Source organism: Brachybacterium vulturis (genome assembly GCF_043641765.1).
GTDB classification, from domain to species: domain Bacteria; phylum Actinomycetota; class Actinomycetes; order Actinomycetales; family Dermabacteraceae; genus Brachybacterium; species Brachybacterium vulturis_A.
On the sequence record NZ_JBHZRO010000002.1, the window covers coordinates 127233 to 147045 of the forward strand.

Annotated in this window: 18 protein-coding genes; 13 read left to right on the forward strand and 5 right to left on the reverse strand. The window is 72.1% G+C overall.

Features of this window, described 5'->3' with window-relative positions:
* The first annotated feature begins 35 nt into the window (after positions 1–35).
* The 7 genes from ACHUEU_RS02035 to ACHUEU_RS02065 are packed head-to-tail and all read left to right on the forward strand — an operon-like array spanning position 36 to position 4491.
* Positions 36–608, forward strand: coding sequence for a GNAT family N-acetyltransferase (locus tag ACHUEU_RS02035; RefSeq protein ID WP_394214214.1), 573 nt, complete (start codon positions 36–38; stop codon positions 606–608).
* Positions 609–611: 3 nt separating this feature from the next.
* Complete coding sequence (locus ACHUEU_RS02040) at positions 612–992, forward strand: DUF3224 domain-containing protein (RefSeq protein ID WP_394214215.1); 381 nt, start codon at positions 612–614, stop codon at positions 990–992.
* A gap of 32 nt (positions 993–1024) precedes the next feature.
* Positions 1025–1516 carry a pantetheine-phosphate adenylyltransferase gene (gene coaD, locus ACHUEU_RS02045; RefSeq protein WP_394214216.1) on the forward strand — a complete coding sequence of 164 codons (492 nt, stop codon included), beginning with the start codon at positions 1025–1027 and terminating at the stop codon, positions 1514–1516.
* A 31-nt stretch (positions 1517–1547) separates the two neighbouring features.
* Positions 1548–2135, forward strand: a complete 588-nt coding sequence (locus ACHUEU_RS02050; protein WP_394214217.1) for a YceD family protein — start codon at positions 1548–1550, stop codon at positions 2133–2135.
* Positions 2135–2887, forward strand: a complete 753-nt coding sequence (gene rnc, locus ACHUEU_RS02055; protein ID WP_394214218.1) for a ribonuclease III — start codon at positions 2135–2137, stop codon at positions 2885–2887. The genes ACHUEU_RS02050 and rnc overlap by 1 nt, the downstream gene beginning before the upstream one ends.
* A gap of 4 nt (positions 2888–2891) precedes the next feature.
* Positions 2892–3842: a bifunctional DNA-formamidopyrimidine glycosylase/DNA-(apurinic or apyrimidinic site) lyase gene (gene mutM, locus ACHUEU_RS02060; protein WP_394214219.1), complete on the forward strand. Its 951-nt coding sequence runs from the start codon at positions 2892–2894 to the stop codon at positions 3840–3842.
* A 13-nt stretch (positions 3843–3855) separates the two neighbouring features.
* The gene (locus tag ACHUEU_RS02065; protein ID WP_394214220.1) at positions 3856–4491 is read left to right on the forward strand and encodes a response regulator transcription factor; all 636 of its coding nucleotides are present in this window, start codon (positions 3856–3858) and stop codon (positions 4489–4491) included.
* Positions 4492–4494: 3 nt separating this feature from the next.
* Here the strand turns inward: ACHUEU_RS02065 and ACHUEU_RS02070 are convergent, their stop codons facing one another.
* The 5 genes from ACHUEU_RS02070 to ACHUEU_RS02090 are packed head-to-tail and all read right to left on the reverse strand — an operon-like array spanning position 4495 to position 11659.
* Entirely contained in the window at positions 4495–5658 is a 1164-nt protein-coding gene (locus tag ACHUEU_RS02070) for a sensor histidine kinase (RefSeq protein ID WP_394214221.1), read from the reverse strand.
* Positions 5655–7319: a thiol reductant ABC exporter subunit CydC gene (gene cydC, locus ACHUEU_RS02075; RefSeq protein ID WP_394214222.1), complete on the reverse strand. Its 1665-nt coding sequence runs from the start codon at positions 7317–7319 to the stop codon at positions 5655–5657. The genes ACHUEU_RS02070 and cydC overlap by 4 nt, the downstream gene beginning before the upstream one ends.
* Positions 7316–9001, reverse strand: coding sequence for a thiol reductant ABC exporter subunit CydD (gene cydD / locus ACHUEU_RS02080; protein WP_394214223.1), 1686 nt, complete (start codon positions 8999–9001; stop codon positions 7316–7318). The genes cydC and cydD overlap by 4 nt, the downstream gene beginning before the upstream one ends.
* Positions 9001–10083, reverse strand: coding sequence for a cytochrome d ubiquinol oxidase subunit II (cydB, locus tag ACHUEU_RS02085; RefSeq protein ID WP_394214225.1), 1083 nt, complete (start codon positions 10081–10083; stop codon positions 9001–9003). The genes cydD and cydB overlap by 1 nt, the downstream gene beginning before the upstream one ends.
* A 19-nt stretch (positions 10084–10102) precedes the next feature.
* Complete coding sequence (locus ACHUEU_RS02090) at positions 10103–11659, reverse strand: cytochrome ubiquinol oxidase subunit I (RefSeq protein ID WP_394214226.1); 1557 nt, start codon at positions 11657–11659, stop codon at positions 10103–10105.
* A gap of 370 nt (positions 11660–12029) precedes the next feature.
* On the opposite strand from ACHUEU_RS02090, the gene ACHUEU_RS02095 reads away from it, so the two are divergent.
* The 6 genes from ACHUEU_RS02095 to ACHUEU_RS02120 all read left to right on the forward strand — a co-directional run bounded on the left by ACHUEU_RS02095 (position 12030) and on the right by ACHUEU_RS02120 (position 19798).
* Positions 12030–14837 carry an Rne/Rng family ribonuclease gene (locus tag ACHUEU_RS02095; RefSeq protein ID WP_394214227.1) on the forward strand — a complete coding sequence of 936 codons (2808 nt, stop codon included), beginning with the start codon at positions 12030–12032 and terminating at the stop codon, positions 14835–14837.
* Between the two features lie 252 nt (positions 14838–15089).
* Positions 15090–15398, forward strand: a complete 309-nt coding sequence (rplU, locus tag ACHUEU_RS02100; RefSeq protein WP_089063991.1) for a 50S ribosomal protein L21 — start codon at positions 15090–15092, stop codon at positions 15396–15398.
* 34 nt (positions 15399–15432) lie between these two features.
* Positions 15433–15687, forward strand: coding sequence for a 50S ribosomal protein L27 (rpmA, locus tag ACHUEU_RS02105; protein WP_089063990.1), 255 nt, complete (start codon positions 15433–15435; stop codon positions 15685–15687).
* Between the two features lie 101 nt (positions 15688–15788).
* Positions 15789–17321, forward strand: a complete 1533-nt coding sequence (obgE, locus tag ACHUEU_RS02110) for a GTPase ObgE (protein WP_394214228.1) — start codon at positions 15789–15791, stop codon at positions 17319–17321.
* The gene (gene proB, locus ACHUEU_RS02115; RefSeq protein ID WP_394214229.1) at positions 17318–18463 is read left to right on the forward strand and encodes a glutamate 5-kinase; all 1146 of its coding nucleotides are present in this window, start codon (positions 17318–17320) and stop codon (positions 18461–18463) included. The genes obgE and proB overlap by 4 nt, the downstream gene beginning before the upstream one ends.
* Before the next feature lie 63 nt (positions 18464–18526).
* The gene (locus ACHUEU_RS02120) at positions 18527–19798 is read left to right on the forward strand and encodes a glutamate-5-semialdehyde dehydrogenase (RefSeq protein WP_394214230.1); all 1272 of its coding nucleotides are present in this window, start codon (positions 18527–18529) and stop codon (positions 19796–19798) included.
* The last annotated feature ends 15 nt before the right edge of the window (positions 19799–19813 follow it).

Genomic DNA, 19813 nt, shown 5'->3' on the forward strand with positions numbered 1-19813 from the left:
CCGTGCCCCGTGGCCCCCAGCACTACCCTGCACCGATGACACTCTCGCTCGCCGACCTCGACTGGCCCCTGCACACCGAGCGGCTCGAGCTGCGTCCGGGAGGCACGGAGGACGCCGCGGCCATCTGGCCCTGGTACCGACTGCCTGAGGTGCAGGAATGGACCACCACGCTCAGCCGGACCCTCGAGGCGCACCAGGAGCACTGGGACGAAGGGCTCGGGTGCGCAGTGATCGGCCTGCACCAGGGCGCCGTGGTCGCCGTCGGCAAGGTCGAGCGTCAGGATCCCTGGTCCCAGGCGGACATGAGGGACCGGGCCGCCGGGCAGCAGGCCGAGCTCGGCTGGGTCCTCGACCCGGCTGTGCAGGGCCAGGGCCTCGGCACCGAGTTCGCGGCCGCCCTGCGCGACCTCGCCTTCGAGGGGCTCGGTGTGCGCCGCGTCGAGGCTGCCTGCTTCGCGGAGAACCTCGCCTCCCGTCGCGTCATGGAGAAGATCGGGCTGCGGCTCGAAGGCGTCTTCCGCGAGGAGTCCCTGCATCGCAGCGGCCGCTGGCTCGACGGCATGGTCTACGCCCTGCTCGCCAGCGAGCACCACGGCACCGATACTTGAGTCATGAGCCACCTCACCGCCACCTTCACCATCGATCTGACCCCCGCCGAGGTCCTCCCCGGGGCAGCCGACCGCTTCGACCTGGCCAAGACCTGGACCGGGGCGCTGGAGGGCACCTCGCGCGGCATCATGCTCACTGCGGGCGACCCGGCCAGCGGCAGCGCCTCCTACATCGCCACCGAGACCTTCGAGGGCGCCCTGGACGGCCGGGAAGGGAGCGTGACCTTCCAGCAGCTCGGCACGATGGCGGGCGGGGAGCCCGAGCTGCGCTACGTCATCGCCCCCGGCTCCGGCACCGGTGCGCTCGCCGGACTCACCGGCACCCTCCTCATCGGCGCCATCGAGGAGGACGGCCGCCACCAGGTCACCGTCGAGCTCACCTGAGACACCCAGCCCCGGCGCACTAGAGTGGCGCTATGAGCACCGTCGTCCTGCCCGGCTCGTTCGACCCCTTCACCCTGGGGCACCTCGACCTCACCCGCCGGGCCGCCGCGCTCGGCCACCAGGTGATCATCGCGGTCTCCCACAACCCCTCCAAGCAGGGGATGCTGGACCTCGAGGCGCGCACCGCCTCGATCACCCAGACCCTCGTGCAGGAGGGACTCTCCGGTACGGTCGAGGTGCGCACCCTCCCCCAGGGACTGCTGGTCGACTTCTGCCGTGACGTGGGCGCCCAGGCCGTGGTGCGGGGGCTGCGCTCCCAGCTCGACCTCGCCTACGAGGAGCCGATGGCGCGGATGAACCATCACCTCGCCGACGTCGACACCGTCTTCCTGCTCACCGACTCGGCCTGGTCGCACATCTCCTCCTCCCTGGTGAGGGAGGTCCACGCCCTCGGCGGCGATGTCTCCGACATGCTCCCCGGCCCCTCCCTGGCGGCGCTGCGCACCGCCGCGGCCGCCTCCTGACCGACCCCACGAACGAACAGGATCTTCACCGATGTCTTCCGAGAACACCCCGACCACGACGCTCGAGACCGTGCTGCGGTTCGACGCGGTCGACCTCGTCGGCCGCACCGGCTCCCACCGGCGCATCGAGCGCACCGTCCCCGCCCCGCCCCGTGAGGCCGGCGGCGTCGCGATGCAGGTCCGCGAGGGCGAGGACATCGCCGTCGAGGCCGAGCTCGAGTCCGTGGTCGAGGGCATCTACGCCCACGGCACCGTCACCGCGCACCTCAAGGGCGAGTGCTCCCGCTGCCTGGACCCCGTCGAGCAGGACGTCACCGCCCGCCTCGACGAGCTGTTCATGTTCCCCGAGAAGGTCAAGGCCGACGAGAAGGAGGACACCGCCCTCCTCGAGGCCGACGAGGTCAACCTCGGGCCGCTGGTGCGCGACGCCCTCGCGATGGAGGCCGATGAGCGCCCCCTGTGCCGCGAGGACTGCCCGGGCCTGTGCGCCCAGTGCGGGTTCCGCATGGAGGAGGACCCCGACCATCACCACGACGTGGTCGATCCCCGCTTCGCGGCGCTGCAGGGCCTGCTCGACGACACGCAGCAGGACGCCACCCAGCAGGATGAGGAGGCCTGATGGCGCGCAGGCGCCGCGCCACCGAGGCCGCCGCCCCGCACGGCCTGCTGGACCGGCTCCCGCTGGATGCCGGGCAGGGCGTCGATCTGCGGGACTCCGGACTGCTGGAACTGGCTCTGACCCACCGCTCGTTCTCCTACGAGCACGACTCGCTGCCCCACAACGAGCGGCTCGAGTTCCTCGGCGACGCCGTGCTGCAGCTGGCCGTCACCGAGCACCTCTACGCCTCCCACCCCACGCTGCCGGAGGGGGACCTCGCTCGCCGCCGCGCCGCGACGGTGAGCACCCGCGCGCTCGCCGTGATCGCCTCCAAGCTCGACCTCGGCGCCTACGTGAGGCTGGGGCGCGGCGAGGACCTCACCGGCGGCCGGGCGAAGTCCTCGATCCTCGCCGACACCACCGAGGCCGTGATCGGCGCCGTCCACCTCGCGCTCGGCCAGGACGTCTCCCGCCGCTTCGTGCTGGATCTGCTGCGGCCGCTGCTGGACTCCGACGAGTTCCTCGAGACCGGCTACGACTTCAAGTCCCGCCTGCAGGAGATCGCCGCCGCCGGCGGGGCGAGCGTCACCTATGAGCTCACCGAGTCCGGCCTCGAGCACCAGAAGACCTTCACCGCCACCGTCACCGTCCCCGGCATCGTCACCGCCAGCGGTGACGGCGCTTCGAAGAAGGACGCCGAGCTCGCCGCCGCCCAGAACGCGGTGCGAGGCATCCTCGCCGAGCGCGACGAGCCCCTGATCCCCCGGGGCTGAGCGGATGCCCGAGCTGCCCGAGGTCGAGGTCGTCCGGCGCGGTCTCGCGCCCCGCACCGTGGGCCGCACCGTCACGGATGTCGAGCTGCTCGATGCCCGCATCATCCGTCGCCAGCACGGCGGCATCGACCGGCTGCGCGCCGCGCTGCAGGGGGTGACCCTCACCGCCGTGGTGCGGCGCGGGAAGTTCCTGTGGTGGCGGCTCGCCGATGCGGACGGCGCCGACACCGGCGAGGCGCTGATGGGACACCTGGGGATGAGCGGGCAGCTGCGGATCGCGACGGCCGACGGGGCGACCGTCACGCCCGGCGGACAGTCCCCTCCCTCCGAGGGGCCCGCCCCCGACCCGTTGCGTCACCGCCGGCTCTCCCTCCACCTCCACGACGGCACGCGGGTGGATCTCATCGACCAGCGCCTCTTCGGCGGCCTGTGGACCAGCCCGCTGGTGGAGGCGGCCGACGGCGCGCTCGCGGGCGTGGGCAGCCCCGATGCGCTGCTGCCCGAGGGTGCCTCCCACATCGCCCGCGACCTGCTGGACCCGGCCGCTGACCTGGTGGCGATCGCCCGGATCCTGCGTGCCCGGCGCAGTGCGGTCAAGGCCCTGCTGCTGAACCAGGAGATCGTCTCGGGGATCGGGAACATCTACGCGGACGAGGCGCTGTGGAGCGCCCGCACCCGCTTTGACACCCCCGGCACCGCGCTCAGCCAGCGTCGGGCGCTCGCGATCCTCCGCGGCGCCCGCGAGGTGATGGAGCGGGCGCTGGCGGTGGGTGGCACCAGCTTCGACGCGCTGTACGTGAACGTCGACGGGCGCAGCGGCTACTTCGCCCGCTCCCTGAACGCCTACGGGCGGGAGGGCGAGCCGTGCCCACGGTGCGGTAGATTGCTGCGACGAGTGATCTACCAGGGCAGGAGCAGTCATTTCTGCCCCCGGTGCCAGCGCAGGACGATATGAGGAAGGACGCTCCGTGACCGCGACCCAGCAGCCCGGCCCGATCCGCGTGATGCTCGTGGACGACCATGAGGTGGTCCGTCGGGGCATCGTCACCGTGATCGATGCCAGCCCGTCCCTCCAGGTGATCGGGGAGGCCTCCTCGGTGGCCGAGGCGAACCGTCGCCTGCCTGCGATCCGCCCCGAGGTGCTGGTGGTGGACCTCCAGCTGCCCGACGGCACCGGCATCGAGGTGATGAAGGCGGCGCGCGAGCTCGATCCGGAGCAGCGGATGCTGGTGCTCACCAGCTTCGACGACGACGCCGCACTGCGGGAATCCAGGGCCGCCGGGGCCTCCGGCCTGATGCTGAAGTCGGCCCGCTCGCAGGAGATCGTCGAGGCGATCACGGCGGTCCACAGCGGCAGGACGATCTGGCCGGCGGACCACGTCGACGACGGCCCGGACCTCTCCGAGTCCGATCACAGGATCGTGGAGCTGATCGGCGACGGCCACTCCAACCGCGAGATCGCGGAGGCGGTCGGCATCGCGGAGAAGACCGTGAAGAACCGAGTCACGGTCATCCTGCAGGCCTTCGACATGCAGCGCCGCACGCAGGTGGCCGCGATGGTCGCCGCCCGCCGACGGGCCGGCTGGAAGCCGCACCAGCCCTGAGCCTCACGCCGGCGGCAGCGTGACCCGCCAGGAGACCATGGTGCCCGGTTCGAGACCCAGGGCATCCACCCAGCCGGAGTGACGCCTCGCCCGCGAGGAGATGTTCGCCAGCCCGCTGCGACGCTGCACCGAGGGGTCGATGCCGCGGCCGTTGTCGGAGACGTTGACCTGGACCACGCGGTCCACCCCCTCGGAGAAGACGCTCACCGAGACCGCCACCGCGGTCGCGTGCGCATGGCGCGCCGCGTTGGCCAGGCATTCGCGCACCACCGCGACCACGTCCTCCGCGATCTCCGGTGGCAGCTCGGCGTCCATCTCCGCCGGATGCGGGGGCAGTCGCATCGAGGGGACGAAACCGAGGCCGGCGGTGGCCAGTCCCACTTCGTGCCGCAGCTGCTCGGTGAGCGTCGCGGCGGTGCGCTCCCGGCGCAGCGACTGCACGATCTGTCGGATCTGCGCGACCGCATTCTCGACTCCCTGCACGGAGGTCGCGACCGAGCTGCGGATCCGTGCGTTGGACGGGGTCATGCCCGGCGACTCGAGCGAGTCGACCATGGCCTCCAGCTCCATCCCCACGGCGAACAGCTCCTGGATCGCGAGGTCGTGCAGATCGCGGGCGATACGACTGCGCTCGTCGTCGATCTCGGTGCTGGTTCCCAGCGACGGGGCGCGCAGGGTGAGGGCGATCAGGCCCGCCAGCGCGTCGAGCCGTTCGCGATCCGCCGCGGTGTACGGGGCGGAGTCGGCGGTCCGCAGCACCGCGAGCAGCCCCAGGCCGTGCTCGGCCGCATCCACCGCGCCCAGCAGGGCGGGGCTGGAGGCTGGATCGATCACCAGGGTGGAGATCGCCTCGAGCGCGTCCACGTCGGCGCGGTGCAGGGCGCGACCGGTGGGGGAGTCCGCGGGGATCTCGGATCCCAGCAGGTCGGGCGCGTCGGCCCCGTCGACCATCTCCACCGCCCAGCGGTCCGTGCCCAGCGGCATCACCAGCACCGCGTCGCGTGCGGCGAGGTCCGTGCGGGCCGAGTGGAGCAGCAGGTCCAGCAGATCCTCGGGATCTCCGCCGGCGAGGACCGCGCCGCCGAGGTCCTGGATCCTGGTGCGATCGCCGCGGGAGGGCAGCGCGGCCGACGGGACCGGAGCGGTCGACGGGGAGGGAGAGCTCATCGGAAGTCCTCGAGTCGAAGGATCGAGGTCCCGGCCGGGATCGCCTCGATGCGGTGGGTGACCACCACGACGGTACTGCGCGCAGGGATCAGCGAGCTGTCCTCCGGGTCCAGCAGGGCGGCCAGCAGCAGGTCTCCCTGGGCGGTGTCGAGGTGCTCGGTGGGCTCATCGAGCAGCAGCACCGGGCCCCTGCGCACCACGGCACGGGCCAGCAACAGGCGTCGCCGCTCCCCGCCGGAGATGGTGGTGCCGTCCGGGCCCAGCATCGTGTCCAGTCCGTGCGGCAGGGCCGCGACCCAGTCGACCAGGCCCACCGCCGCGAGCGCCGCCCGGATCTCCTCGTCGCCGAGGTCGCCGCGCACCACCTTCAGGTTCTCCCGCACCGTGGTCGCGAAGATGTGGGCATCCTCGGCGAACATCGTCACTCCGGCCCGCACCCCGGCCGGCTCGAGGGCGGTGAGATCGCGACCGTCGAGCGCGACGTGCCCGGCGAGCGGCTCGAGCAGCCCGGCGAGGGTGGCCAGCAGGGTGGACTTGCCGCTGCCGGAGGCGCCGATGACCGCCACCCGCGACCCGGGCGGGAGGTCGAGGTCGAGTCCCCGCACGCGGGGAGCCTCGGCGGTCCAGCCGGCCGTGAGGTCGACGGCACGAAGCCCGGCTGCGGCAGGGCGCTCGGGAGCTGGGCCGGCAGGCCTTGCCGGTGCCTCCCCGACCAGCTCGGCGAGCCGCTCCGCCGCGGCCCGGGAGCGCGCATGCTGCGCGGCCGCCGCGGGAAGCGCCGTCGCCGCCTCGAAGGAGGACAGCGGCAGCAGGAGCAGCACGCCGATCTGTCCGGCCGAGGCCCCGCCGCTCGCCCACAGCGTCCCCGCCGCCAGCAGGGAGCCGGTCACCGCCAGGACCATCGTCAGCGGCACGGCGGCGGAGGCCACCGCCGCGGGCACCGCGGCCCGGTCGATGGCGGCGTCGTGCTCCGTCTGCCGCTGCCGCAGCTGGGCGAGCGAACCGTCGAGCCGGCCTTCGAGACGCAGGGAGGTGGCGTCGTCGAGGATCTCCAACGTCTGCGCGCTGAGACCGGCGCGGGTGGTGAGCACCGCCTGCTCGGCGATCCTCGCGGCGCGGTGGGCGGCCAGCGGGGCGAGCACGCCGGCCAGCACCAGGGCGGCGAGCATCACGGCGGCGGCGCTCAGGGACAGCGGCGCGAAGGTCGCCAGCACGGCCACCGCCATCACCACCGAGACCAGCGCCGGCACCAGTGCGGTGATGACGTGGTCGCCGAGCTCCTGGGCGTCGTCCCCGAGGCGGGCCAGCAGATCGCCCCGGCGCAGCCGCGTCAGGGCGTCGTCGGTGCGGGCGGCCAGTGCGGTGAACAGGTTGGTGCGCAGGGAGACCACGCCCCGCAGGGCCACGTCATGGGTGAGCATCCGCTCCAGCCAGCGGAACGCTCCGCGGGAGACGCCGAGCGCCCGCACCGCCACCACGGCGACCGTGAGGTCCAGGACCGGCGGCATCGTCCAGGCGCGGGTGACGAGGTAGGCGGCGACCGCGGCGAGGGCGAAGGCGGAGCCGAGGGTCGCCAGCGCGGCGAGCACCGCGGCCAGCAGCCGGGTGCGGGGGATCTCCAGGGCGCTGACCGCTTGCCGGAGGGAGGAGGGGGCGGTCATCGCAGGGCCTCCGCTCGCTCTGTCCTCACGCTGGCCACCTCGTCGGCGAGGTCCACCAGGGCGGAGCGGTGGGCGATCACCAGCACAGTGCGCCCCGCGGCGCGCAGCGCCGTGATGAGGTCCAGCACCACCTGCTCGGCGGCACCGTCGAGATGCGCGGTGGGCTCGTCGAGCACCACCAGCGGGGCGGGGGAGAGCACCGCCCGGGCCAGTGCCAGGCGCTGCCGCTCCCCGAGGGAGATGCCGCGGCCGGCCCGTCCCAGGTCCGCGTCCCAGCCGCGCTCGGCGATCACCGCATCCAGCCCGGTGGCCGCGGCCGCCGCCTCCAGCTGGTCCTCGCCGGCCCCGGGCCGCGCCCCGGCGAGCACGGAGCGGATGGTCCCCGGCGGCAGCACGGGGCGCTGGGGGAGCCAGGCCACCTGCGCCCAGAGGCTGCGGCGCTGCAGCTCCTGGACGGGCGTCGCGGTGCCGTCGGCGGCGATGATCTCGGCGCGGCCCGCATCCGCCGGCAGCAGACCCAGCAGCACCAGCGCCGCGGTCGTCTTGCCCGAACCCGAGGGACCGGTCAGGGCGAGCACCCGACCGGGTCGCACCGAGAGCTCGGCGCGGTGCGGAGCCATGCCGTCGCGCGAGCGCACCGAGACCTCTCGGAGGACGAGGGTGGAGGTCCGCAGGTCGGGGGCGGGGTGGTCCCCATCGGCCGGGGGCTGTTCCCCGAGCACCGCGAAGGCCGCGTCCACGGCGGCCAGGCCATCGGTGGAGGCATGGTACCGGGAGCCGACGTTGCGCAGCGGCAGGTACACCTCCGGGGCCAGCACCAGCACCGCGAGCGCCGGGGCCAGGTCCATCTGGCCGTACACCAGGCGCATGCCGATGCCCACGGCGATCAGCGCCACGCACAGGGTGGTCAGCAGCTCGAGCACCATCGAGGAGAGGAAGGCGTAGCGCAGCGAGCCCATCGCCGAGGCGCGGTGACGGTCGCCGAGGCGTCGCACCGTCGCCTCCGGCCCCTGCTCGCGACCCAGGGCCCGCAGGGTGGGCAGACCGTCCACCAGATCCAGCAGCTGGGACCAGAGGGAGCGCATGTCCGCGATGAGCTTCTCGGAGCGACCCGCCGTCAGTCTTCCCACCAGCACCATGAACAGCGGCACCAGCGGCAGGGTGAGGATCGCGATCACGGCGCTGAGGGGGTCCAGCAGGCCGATGGTCAGCAGGCACAGCGGGGTCACGGTGGCCGTCAGCAGCAGCTGCGGCACATAACCCACCAGGTAGGGGCGCAGGTTCTCGATGCCGGTGGTGGCCAGCGCGGTGAGATCCGCGCCGCGACCGGCACCCGCGCGCGGGCCGAGCCGGGCGGCATGGCCGACGATCCGCCCGCGCAGCTCGCTGATCGCGGAGGTCGCGGCCCGGTGGGCGGTCGCCTCCTCGACCAGCACCGCGCCGGCGCGCACCGCGAGCGCCGCGACCAGCACCAGCAGCAGCTCCGGTGCCTCCTGCGGGACGGCGCGGTCGATGAGCAGCCGGGAGCCGAGACGCGCGATCACCAGCGCCGTGACGATGACGCAGCCGGCCTGCACCAGGCCCAGCACCACCGTGCGCAGCACATGCCTCCGCGCCGCCGCGACCTCGCGCACCAGACGCGGATCCAGCGGCGGCCGGCGACGCCTCGCGGACTCCGTCATCAGCCCTGCTCGAAGGTGCTGCGGTAGCTCCGCTTCGCCGCCTCGAGCAGCCCGGAGCCGGGGGCGGGGGAGTCGTCATCGGTGATCCGGTGACGGAACACCCGGTAGGCCCAGATCGTGTAGGCGAGGACGATCGGCAGGAAGAGCGCGAGTGCCACCAGCATCACCGTCAGGGTGTGCGCGGTCGAGGAGGCGTTGGCGACCGTCAGCGAGTTCGCCGGGTCGTTCGTGGCCGGCAGGACGTAGGGGAACAGTCCGCCGAACAGCGTGAGCGAGGCCGCGGCGATCGCGGTGACGGTCGCGACGAACGCCAGGCCCTCCCGGCGCGCTCGGTTCAGCCCCACCACGGCCGCCAGGGCCGCAGCGGCGAGCGCCACCGGGATCCAGGTGAGCGGGGTGTGGGAGTGCACGAGCTGGAACCACAGCAGGAAGGCGGCACCGGCCAGGAGCGTCGGCCAGACCAGGAGGCCGGCCAGGCGGTTCGCGTCCTGCCGCAGCGGTCCGTCGATCTTGAGCGCGAGGTAGAGGGTGCCGTGCAGCCAGAACAGCAGCACGAAGACCACCCCGGCCAGCAGGGCGAAGGGGTTCAGCAGCCCCAGCAGCGAGGTGGTCACCCAGTGGTTCTGGTCGATCTCCGCCCCGGCGACGATGTTGCCGAAGGCGATGCCCCACAGCAGCGCCGGGGCGACACCGCCGATCACGTGGACCACGTCCCAGGCCCGCCGCCAGCGCAGGCTGTCCACCTTGCCGCGCCACTTGAAGGCGCACACCCGCACGATCAGCACCAGCAGCAGGAGCAGCAGCGCGAGGTAGAAGCCGGAGAACAGCGTGGCGTACCACTCGGGGAAGGCGGCGAACAGCAGCGCGCCGCCGGTGATCAGGAAGACCTCGTTCCCGTCCCAGACGGGACCGATGGTCCGCAGGATCGTGCCTCGGGCCCCGTCACCGCGCCGCCAGAGGGCGCCGACGGTCATCTGCACCCCGAAGTCGAAGCCCTCCAGCACGAAGTAGCACAGGAAGAAGAAGGCGATGAGGAAGAACCAGAGAGTCTGGAGGACCGTGGGGTCGAGCATTGCGTCCATGAGCGGAGCTGGTCCTTTCTCAGTAGTCGAAGGACAGGGTGGGGGTGTCGAGCTCGTCGGTCTCGGGATCACGCTGCGCGAGCGGGACGCCCTTCAGCGCCGCTTTCCGCATCATCTGGAACCAGAGCACGGCGAGCACGCCGTAGACGAGGGTGAAGGCGAGCAGCGAGGTGAGCACCATCCAGCCCGGGTTGGCCGAGACGCCCTGCATCGTCATCAGTCGCACGACGGGGTCCTCGGGGTGGGGATGGACCACCCAGGGCTGGCGACCGATCTCCGTGAACACCCATCCCGCAGTGTTCGCGAGGAACGGCATCGGGATCGACAGCACCGCGAACCACTGGAAGGCCTTGGAGCCGGTGGTGCGGGCGGTCTCGCCCCTGCCGCGGGTCACCCACAGCGCCCACAGCGCGAGGACCCCGCTGAAGGCGGCCAGCCCCATCATCAGGCGGAAGGACCAGTAGGTCACGAAGAGGTTCGGCCGGTAGTCGACGGCCACCTCGTTGCCGTGGATATCGGTGGCGGTCGCGCCGAACTGCTCCTTGTACTGGGCGTTGAGGTCGTCCACCCCCTGCAGGGTGGCGTCGAAGGTGTGGGTGGCCAGGAACGAGGTGACGTAGGGGACCTCGATCAGATGGGTGACGCCGTCGCAGTCGGTCGAGAAGGCGTCGGGACCGCCGACGGTGAGGATCGAGAAGGAGGCCCCGGTCTCGGTCTCGCACAGCGCCTCGGCCGAGGCCATCTTCATCGGCTGCTGCTTGAACATGATCTGCGCCTGGAAGTCGCCGGAGATCACCAGCACCAGGGCGGCGACGACCATGGCGAGCACGCCGAAGCGGACCGTGGGCCGGTAGAGGTCGCGGGCGGCGAGGTGCTGCTCCCGGCCCTCCTCGGTGTCGATCCCCAGCTCCCGGGCGCGATTGTGGTGGCGCACCATGTGCCAGGCCGCGACGCCGGTGAGGAACGCGCCGGCGACCAGCCAGGCGCCGGAGACCACATGCGGGAAGGCGGCGAGCGCGGTGACGTTGCTCAGCACGGCGAAGATCGACCCCTGCGAGGGATCCAGCTCGGCACGGCCGGTCTCCGGGTTCAGCACCGCCCCGACGGGGTGCTGCATGAAGGAGTTCGCGGCGATGATGAAGTACGCCGAGAGGGTGCTTCCCAGGGCGACGGCCCAGATGGTCAGCAGGTGGATCTTCTCCGGCAGCCTTCCCCAGCCGAAGATCCACAGCCCCAGGAACACCGACTCCAGGAAGAAGGCGGCCAGCCCCTCCAGTGCGAGCGGGGCGCCGAACACGTCGCCGACGAAGCGGGAGTACTCCGACCAGTTCATGCCGAACTGGAACTCCTGCACGATGCCGGTGGCGATGCCGATGCCGAAGTTCACGATCAGCATCGAGCCGAAGAACTTCGTCATCCGGGTCCAGGCATCCTTGCGGACGGTGTCCTTCGTGAAGACCGCGCGGGTCTGCATGATCGCGACCAGGAGCGACAGGCCGATGGTCAGCGGGACGAAGACGAAGTGGTACACGGTGGTGATGCCGAACTGCCACCGTGCGAGGTCGAGGGCATCCATGGGAACTCCAGAGTGGGTGACACGCTGTCACGAAACCTACGGCCGTGCGGGCGCCGTGCACGGGGACGATGGTCCCCCTGCAGCGGTGATCCCGGACCGCCTCGGGCCGCATGTCGACCTCGGACGCTGAATTGCCCTGTGCCATACTGACCGAGGCACTCTCCTGCTCCGTACCGGGCGGGGGAACCTCCCGGCGTCGAGGCGTCGGAGCATCGGCTACGCGGACCACCGCGACCGTGATGTTCCACGGCCGGCATCGCAGCGCTTCCCGCGGGGAGCTGCGCGACGGCGAGGGCTTGAGACTTCCGTCCCCAGGGACGATGACCAGACGGGACCAGGGTGCGCTGGTCCTCCAGAAGGAGACGGCCCCATGGCTGACAGCACCCACGAACCCGAGAACGACTCGTCGCAGGAGACGCAGAGCCCGGCCCGGCGCCGCCGCCGCGCCGGCGCACCGGCCGGAGCCCCGGCGTTCACCCCGCCGACGGTGGCGGAGCCGGAGCGCACCGCGCCCCGCACCGTCGTCGCCCCGCAGGAGGCGGCGAGCACCGAGCCCGCACCGACCACCCCTGCCAAGCGCCCCCGCCGTCGCGCCGGCGCTCCTGCGGGAGCCCCCGTGATCCCGGTCGAGACCGAGCCCGCTGTGACCGAGCCGGCCGCGGAGGCCCCCGTCGAGGACGAGATCCTCGAGGACGCCCCCGCGCAGGAGGCGCCCGTCGAGGTGCCGCAGGTCGACGGCAACCCGGTGGTCGAGGACCTGCGCGCCCTGGCCTCCACCCGCGGCGCGGCCGCGGAGGAGCCGACCGTCGACGACGATCGCGCCAGCCGCCGTGAGCAGGTCCAGATGGACTTCGCCTCCCTCCTGTTCCAGGCCCCGACCCCGCAGCCGCGCACCACCGTCGGCGACCAGGGCTCCGCCGAGGTCACCGAGACCACCGACGCCGAGACCACCGACGCCGAGGACTCCGGCCGCACGCGGGACGAGGCCTCGCCGGAGGAGGAGCGCAGCTCCCGCTCCCGCCGCAGTCGCAGCCGTTCGCGCCGCTCCTCGCAGCGTGAGGAGGGCACTGCGGAGGAGGGTCGGGACGACTCCGCGGGCGAGAGCGAGGACGAGGACGACTCCACCGACGAGAACGGCTCCGAGGACCGCTCCTCGGGTGGCGGCAGCGGCAGTTCCCGTCGGCGCCGCCGCCGCGGGGGGCGTGGCCGTCGCGGCCGCGGGCGCGGCGAGGACGACGACGCCGAGGGCGACGACGAGTCGCAGGACGGCTCCGAGCACTCCTCGCAGGAGGACGCCGGAGACGAGTCCACCGGCGACGGGACGGACTCCGACGGCGACTCCTCCTCCGGCTCCTCCAGCTCGCGCCGGCGCCGGCGCCGGCGCCGCTCCGGCGGCGGCAGCGACGACTCCAGCTCCTCGGACGATCCGCCGAACACGGTGGTGAAGGTTCGCGAGGCGCGGGACGAGGTCAGGGCCGTCAAGGGCTCGACCCGCCTCGAGGCCAAGCGCCAGCGCCGCCGCGATGGCCGCGACGCCGGTCGCAAGCGCAATGTCATCACCGAGGCCGAGTTCCTGGCCCGGCGCGAGTCCGTCAAGCGCTCCATGGTGGTGCGCGAGCGCCCCGGCCGCACCCAGATCGCCGTGCTCGAGGACGATGTGCTGGTCGAGCACTACGTCGCCCAGAAGTCGCAGACCTCGATGGTCGGCAACGTCTACCTGGGCAAGGTCCAGAACGTGCTGCCCTCCATGGAGGCGGCCTTCGTGGACATCGGCAAGGGCCGCAACGCCGTGCTGTACGCCGGCGAGGTCAACTGGGACGCGGCGGGCCTGGAGGGGCAGCCGCGCCGCATCGAGCTCGCCCTGAAGAGCGGCGACCCGGTGCTGGTCCAGGTCACCAAGGACCCGATCGGCCATAAGGGCGCGCGCCTGACCAGTCAGATCTCGCTGCCCGGCCGCTACGTGGTGTTCGTGCCCGCCGGGTCGATGACCGGCATCTCGCGCAAGCTGCCCGACACCGAGCGGGCGCGACTGAAGAAGATCATGCGTCAGATCATCCCCGAGGACGCAGGCGTCATCGTGCGCACTGCCGCCGAAGGGGCGAGCGAGGAGGAGCTCACGCATGACGTCGAGCGGCTCCGCGCCCAGTGGGACACGATCCAGAAGGCGCAGAAGAGCAAGTCCGCGCCGGTGGCCCTCTCCCAGGAGCCGGACATCGCCATCAAGGTGGTCCGCGACGTCTTCAACGAGGACTTCACCTCGCTGATCGTCGAGGGCGGCAAGGTCTACGACGAGGTCCACGCCTACGTCTCCGAGGTGGCGCCGGACCTGCTCGACAGGGTCACCAGGCACGTCGGCGAGAAGGACGTGTTCGCCAAGCACCGCATCGACGAGCAGCTGCTGAAGGCCATGGACCGCAAGGTCTACCTGCCCTCCGGAGGGTCGCTGGTCATCGACCGCACCGAGGCGATGACCGTCATCGACGTCAACACCGGCAAGTTCACCGGCTCCGGCGGCTCCCTCGAGGAGACGGTCACCAAGAACAACATCGAATCTGCCGAGGAGATCGTGCGTCAGCTGCGGCTGCGCGACATCGGCGGCATCATCGTCATCGACTTCATCGACATGGTGCTTGAGTCCAATCGTGACCTGGTGCTGCGGCGCCTGGTCGAGTGCCTGGGCCGGGACCGCACCAAGCACCAGGTGGCCGAGGTGACCTCGCTGGGACTCGTGCAGATGACCCGCAAGCGGATGGGCCAGGGCCTGGTCGAGACCTTCTCCAGCACCTGCGAGCACTGCCACGGCCGCGGCCTGATCGTGGACGCCGAGGGTGAGCACCATCACGCCGACGGCGGCAACGGCGGCGAGGACTCCTCCAAGTCCTCACGGCGCCGGGGCCGGCGCCCGCGCGGCGGGTCGAAGGACGAGGTCGAGGGCGGCGAGCACGGTGCCGAGGAGAACGGCGGCGACGTGCATCGGCTCGAGGACGACGAGACCACCCGTGCCCAGGCACGGGCCACGATCGCCTCGATCGCCGCGGCCTCGGGCAGCGCCTCGCAGTCGGAGGGCCCCACAGGGGTCGCGGAGACGGCGGAGACCGCGCAGCCCATGCGGGGCGCGGAGTCGACCGGTGAGACCGTCACGACGGCGTGGGAGCAGGACGCCCCCGAGCGGGGGTGACGCGTTCCACAGGATGTGACTGCGTTCTCGCAGGTCGGGCCGTGTCCGGTGGTTGACCGGCAGGTCGCGGGATCGTAAGCTGTCCCCTGGCGCAGAACGCGTCGCAGTCGTGCTCCCGGTGGACATCGCCGACCGCATCTCCCGCTCGGGCCTTCACGGCCCGGGTCAGGTTGACGGTCGCAGGTCCGCGGTGACACCCGGCAGGGAACTCGACTCGTAGAGCAATTCCGAATCACAAGATGGAGCATTGACGTGGTGTACGCAATCGTCCGCGCAGGCGGTCGTCAGGAGAAGGTGTCGGTCGGTGACACCATCGTGATCAACCGCGTGGCAGGCGAGGCGGGCGACAGCGTCGATCTCGCTCCCGTGCTGCTGGTTGACGGCGACAAGGTCACTTCCGCCCAGAACGAGCTCGCGAAGGTGAAGGTCACCGCCGAGAAGGTCGAGGACCTCCGCGGCGAGAAGATCCGGATCCTCCGCTACAAGAACAAGACCGGTTACAAGAAGCGCCAGGGCCACCGCCAGGAGCTCACCCGGCTGAAGATCACGGGCATCGCCTGAGCGATCCCTTCGACTAGACAAGGATTGATTCCAGATGGCATCAAAGAAGGGCGTCAGCTCCTCCAAGAACGGGCGTGATTCCAACTCCCAGCGTCTCGGCGTCAAGCGCTTCGGCGGACAGGTCGTCGGCGCGGGCGAGATTCTCGTGCGTCAGCGCGGCACCAGCATCCACCCCGGTGACGGTGTGGGTCGCGGCAACGACGACACGCTGTTCGCGCTCACCGCGGGCACCGTCGAGTTCGGGCGCAAGCGTGACCGCAAGGTGGTCAACGTCGTCGAGACGGTCTGATCGCTCGCCCCGGATCGCGGGGCACACAGCGTCCTTCGAGGGGCGGAGCCGAACGCTCCGCCCCTCGAGGCTTTTCTCCCCTTCAGCATCGGAGTGCATCCATGGCCACATTCGTCGACCGCGTCGAGCTGCAGGTCGTCGGCGGATCAGGCGGGCACGGCGCCGCGTCCATCCGCCGCGAGAAGTTCAAGCCCCTGGCCGGCCCCGACGGGGCCGACGGGGGCCGTGGCGGGGACGTGATCCTCGAGGTCGACGCCTCCACCACGACTCTGCTGCAGTACCACCATCGCCCGCATCAGCGCGCCACCGGAGGCGGCTTCGGCAAGGGCGATCTGCGCCATGGCGCCAGCGGTGAGGACCTCGTCCTCGCGGTGCCGGACGGCACCGTGGTCACCGCCGAGGACGGCACCGTGCTGGCTGACATGATCGGCATCGGGACCCGCTTCGTCGCCGCCCGCGGCGGCAGCGGCGGTCTGGGCAATGCTGCACTCGCCTCCCGGCAGCGCAAGGCCCCCGGCTTCGCGCTGCTCGGCGAGCCCGGGCAGGAGCGCACCCTGGTGCTCGAGCTGAAGTCCGTCGCGGATGTCGCGCTGGTGGGCTACCCCAGCGCCGGCAAGTCCTCGCTGATCGCGGCGATGAGCGCCGCCCGGCCGAAGATCGCCGACTACCCCTTCACCACCCTGGTGCCGAACCTCGGCGTGGTCGAGGCCGGCGAGCACCGCTTCACCATCGCCGACGTCCCGGGTCTCATCCCCGGGGCCAGCCAGGGCAAGGGCCTGGGCCTGGACTTCCTGCGCCACATCGAGCGCTGCCACGTGCTGGTGCACGTGCTGGACACGGCCTCCCTCGAATCCGACCGCGACCCGCTCAGCGACCTCACCACGATCGAGCACGAACTGGCGAGCTATGCGGCGAGCCTCGACGAGGAGACCGACGGCAGGGTCCCGCTCATGCAGCGGCCCACGGTGGTCGTGCTGAACAAGACCGACCTGCCCGATGGCGAGGACATGGCCGATATGGTCCGCGATCAGCTCGCCGCGCGCGACGTGCCGGTCCTGGACGTCTCCGCCGTCTCCCACAAGGGTCTGCGCGAGCTCTCCTTCACCCTCGGCGAGCTCGTCGAGCAGGCGCGCGCCACACTGCCCGCCCCCGCACCGGCACCGATCGTGCTCACACCCCGCGCCGTCGACGCGAAGGCCTCCCGTGTCGTCACCGAGCAGTACGACGGCCACACCGCGTTCCGCGTGCAGGGGGAGAAGCCCGAACGCTGGGTGCGACAGACCGATTTCACCAATGACGAGGCCGTCGGCTTCCTCGCCGACCGCCTCGCGAAGCTCGGCGTCGAGGATCAGCTGTACGCCGCCGGTGCCGTGCCCGGCTCCACGGTGCTGATCGGCCCCGGCGACGACGCGGTCGTCTTCGACTGGGAGCCGACGATGGTGGGCGGCGCCGAGATGCTGGGCCGGCGCGGCACCGACGACCGCTTCGAGGACCGCTCCCGCCCCACCCGGGAGACGAAGAAGGAGCAGCAGCGCGCCCGCACCGCCGAGCGGATGCAGCGGATCTCGGCGATGGAGGCCGAGCGCAAGGCCGGCCACTGGGCCGACCCGGCCTCCGAGGAGGAGACGCGGTGAGCATCACGGAGCTGCGTCAGCCCGAGCGGCTGACCACCCGTGACTCGCTCCCCTCCGCCCGCCGGATCGTCGTCAAGATCGGCTCCTCGAGCCTCACCGACGAGCACGGGCATCTGGATCGGGGCCACATCCAGCAGATCGCCGATACCGCCGCCGGACTCGTCGAGCAGGGCACGGAGCTGGTGATCGTCTCCTCCGGGGCGATCGCCGCCGCACTGGGCCCGCTGGGCCTGCCCGAGCGGCCGGCCGCCGTCGCGCTGCAGCAGGCGGCCGCGAGCGTCGGCCAGGCGCTGCTGGCCACCGCCTGGCAGGGGGCCTTCGCCCGCCACGACCGGATCACCGGACAGGTGCTGCTCACGGAGTCGGACGTGATCCGCCCGCAGACCTACCGCAACGTGCGCACCGCGCTCGAGGCGCTGCTGGACCTGGGCACCGTCCCGGTGGTCAACGAGAACGACACCACCGCCACCCATGAGATCCGCTTCGGCGACAACGATCGCCTGGCGGCCCTGGTCGCCCAGCTGCTGGGTGCGGATGCGCTGATCCTGCTCACCGACGTCGACGCCCTGTACACCGCACCCCCGAAGGCGCCCGGCGCCGAGCGCATCGGACAGGTCGACGACGTCGCCCACCTGACCGGGGTGAGCATCGGCTCGGTCGGCTCCAAGGTCGGCACCGGCGGCATGGTCACCAAGCTCTCGGCCGCGCAGCTCGCCTCCACCACCGGGACCGCGGCGCTGATGACCTCCACCGAGCAGTTCGGTCCCGCGCTCGCGGGACAGGACGTGGGCACCTTCTTCCCGGCGCAGCACGGCCGCCGACGCTCCCGTCTGGTGTGGCTGCGCTTCGCGACCCGGGGCGCCGGCACCGTGCACCTCGACGAGGGCGCATCCCATGCGGTGCGCAGCCGTCGCCGTTCGCTGCTGGCCGTCGGCATCTCCTGCGTCGAGGGCACCTTCCCGGCCGGGGTCCCCGTCGATCTCGCCGCACCGGACGGTGAGGTCATCGCGCGCGGGCTGACCTCCTTCAGCAGCGACGAGCTGAGGGCCATGTCCGGTCGCAGCACGGCCGACGCCCGCGAGCAGCTGGGGGACCGCTTCCGTCGCCCCGCCATCCACCGCGACCAGCTGGTGGTGCTCTGAGCACGAGGTCTGCTGGTCGGACGCCCCTTCTCGGAACAGGGCCGCACTCGTAGACTCCCCACCATGGACTCTCCCGCGACCACCGCCGTCCTCGCCGCCGCCCGTGCCGCGAAGGATGCGCAGCCGGTGCTGGCCCGCCTGCACCGCGGAGCGAAGGACCAGCTGCTGCTGGCCATGGCCGGGGCGCTGGTGGAGCGGGCGGAGGAGATCGTCGGCGCCAATGCCCGCGATCTGGCCGCCGCCGACGACGCGGGCATCGCGCCCGGCCTGCGCGATCGCCTCGCCCTGGATCCCGAGCGGGTCGCGGCGATCGCCCAGCAGCTGCGGGACGCCGCCGCCCTGCCCGACCCCGTCGGAGAGGTGGTCCGCGGCTCCGTGCTCGACAACGGGCTCGAGCTGCGCGAGGTGCGGGTGCCGATGGGGGTGATCGGCATGGTCTACGAGGCCCGGCCGAACGTCACCGTCGATGCCGCCGGTCTCGCCCTCAAGGCAGGCAGCGCCGTCGTGCTGCGCGGCGGGTCGGCGGCGCTGCACTCGAACACGGCGCTGATCGGGGTGCTGCGCGATGTGCTGGCCGCCCACGAGATGCCCGCGGACCTGATCGTCGGGATCGACGAGCACGGCCGCGAGGGGGTGGACGTGCTGATGCGCGCCCGGGGCCTGGTGGACGTGCTGATCCCGCGCGGCGGTGCCGGACTGATCCGACGGGTGGTGGAGAACTCGCTGGTCCCCGTCATCGAGACCGGCACCGGCAAGACCCATGTGCTGGTCGATGCGAGCGCCGACCTCGACCAGGCCGTGGCCATCGTCGCCAATGCCAAGCTGCAGCGCATCGGGGTGTGCAACGCACTGGAGACCCTGCTGGTCCATCGCGACATCGCCGAGCAGGCGCTGCCGCGTCTGGCGGCGCCGCTGGCCGCCGCCGGGGTGCGACTGCATGCCGATGAACGGGCCTCTGCGCTGCTGCCCTCCGGCCTCGACGTCGTCGCCGCGACCGCCGAGGACTGGGACACCGAGTACCTCGCCCCCGAGCTCGCGGTCGCGGTGGTGGACGACCTCGAGGCGGCGCTGGCCCACATCCGGGCTCACTCCACCGGCCACACCGAGTCGATCCTCACCCGGGATCTGACCAGCCAGCAGCGCTTCCTCGCGGAGGTGGACTCCGCCGTGGTGATGGCCAACGCCTCCACCCGCTTCTCCGACGGCGGCGAGTTCGGCTTCGGCGCGGAGATCGGCATCTCCACCCAGAAGCTGCACGCTCGCGGACCGATGGGACTGCGGGAGATCACTGCGAGCAAGTGGCTGGTGGTGGGGCAGGGCCAGGTCAGGCCGTGACCCGACTCCCATCCT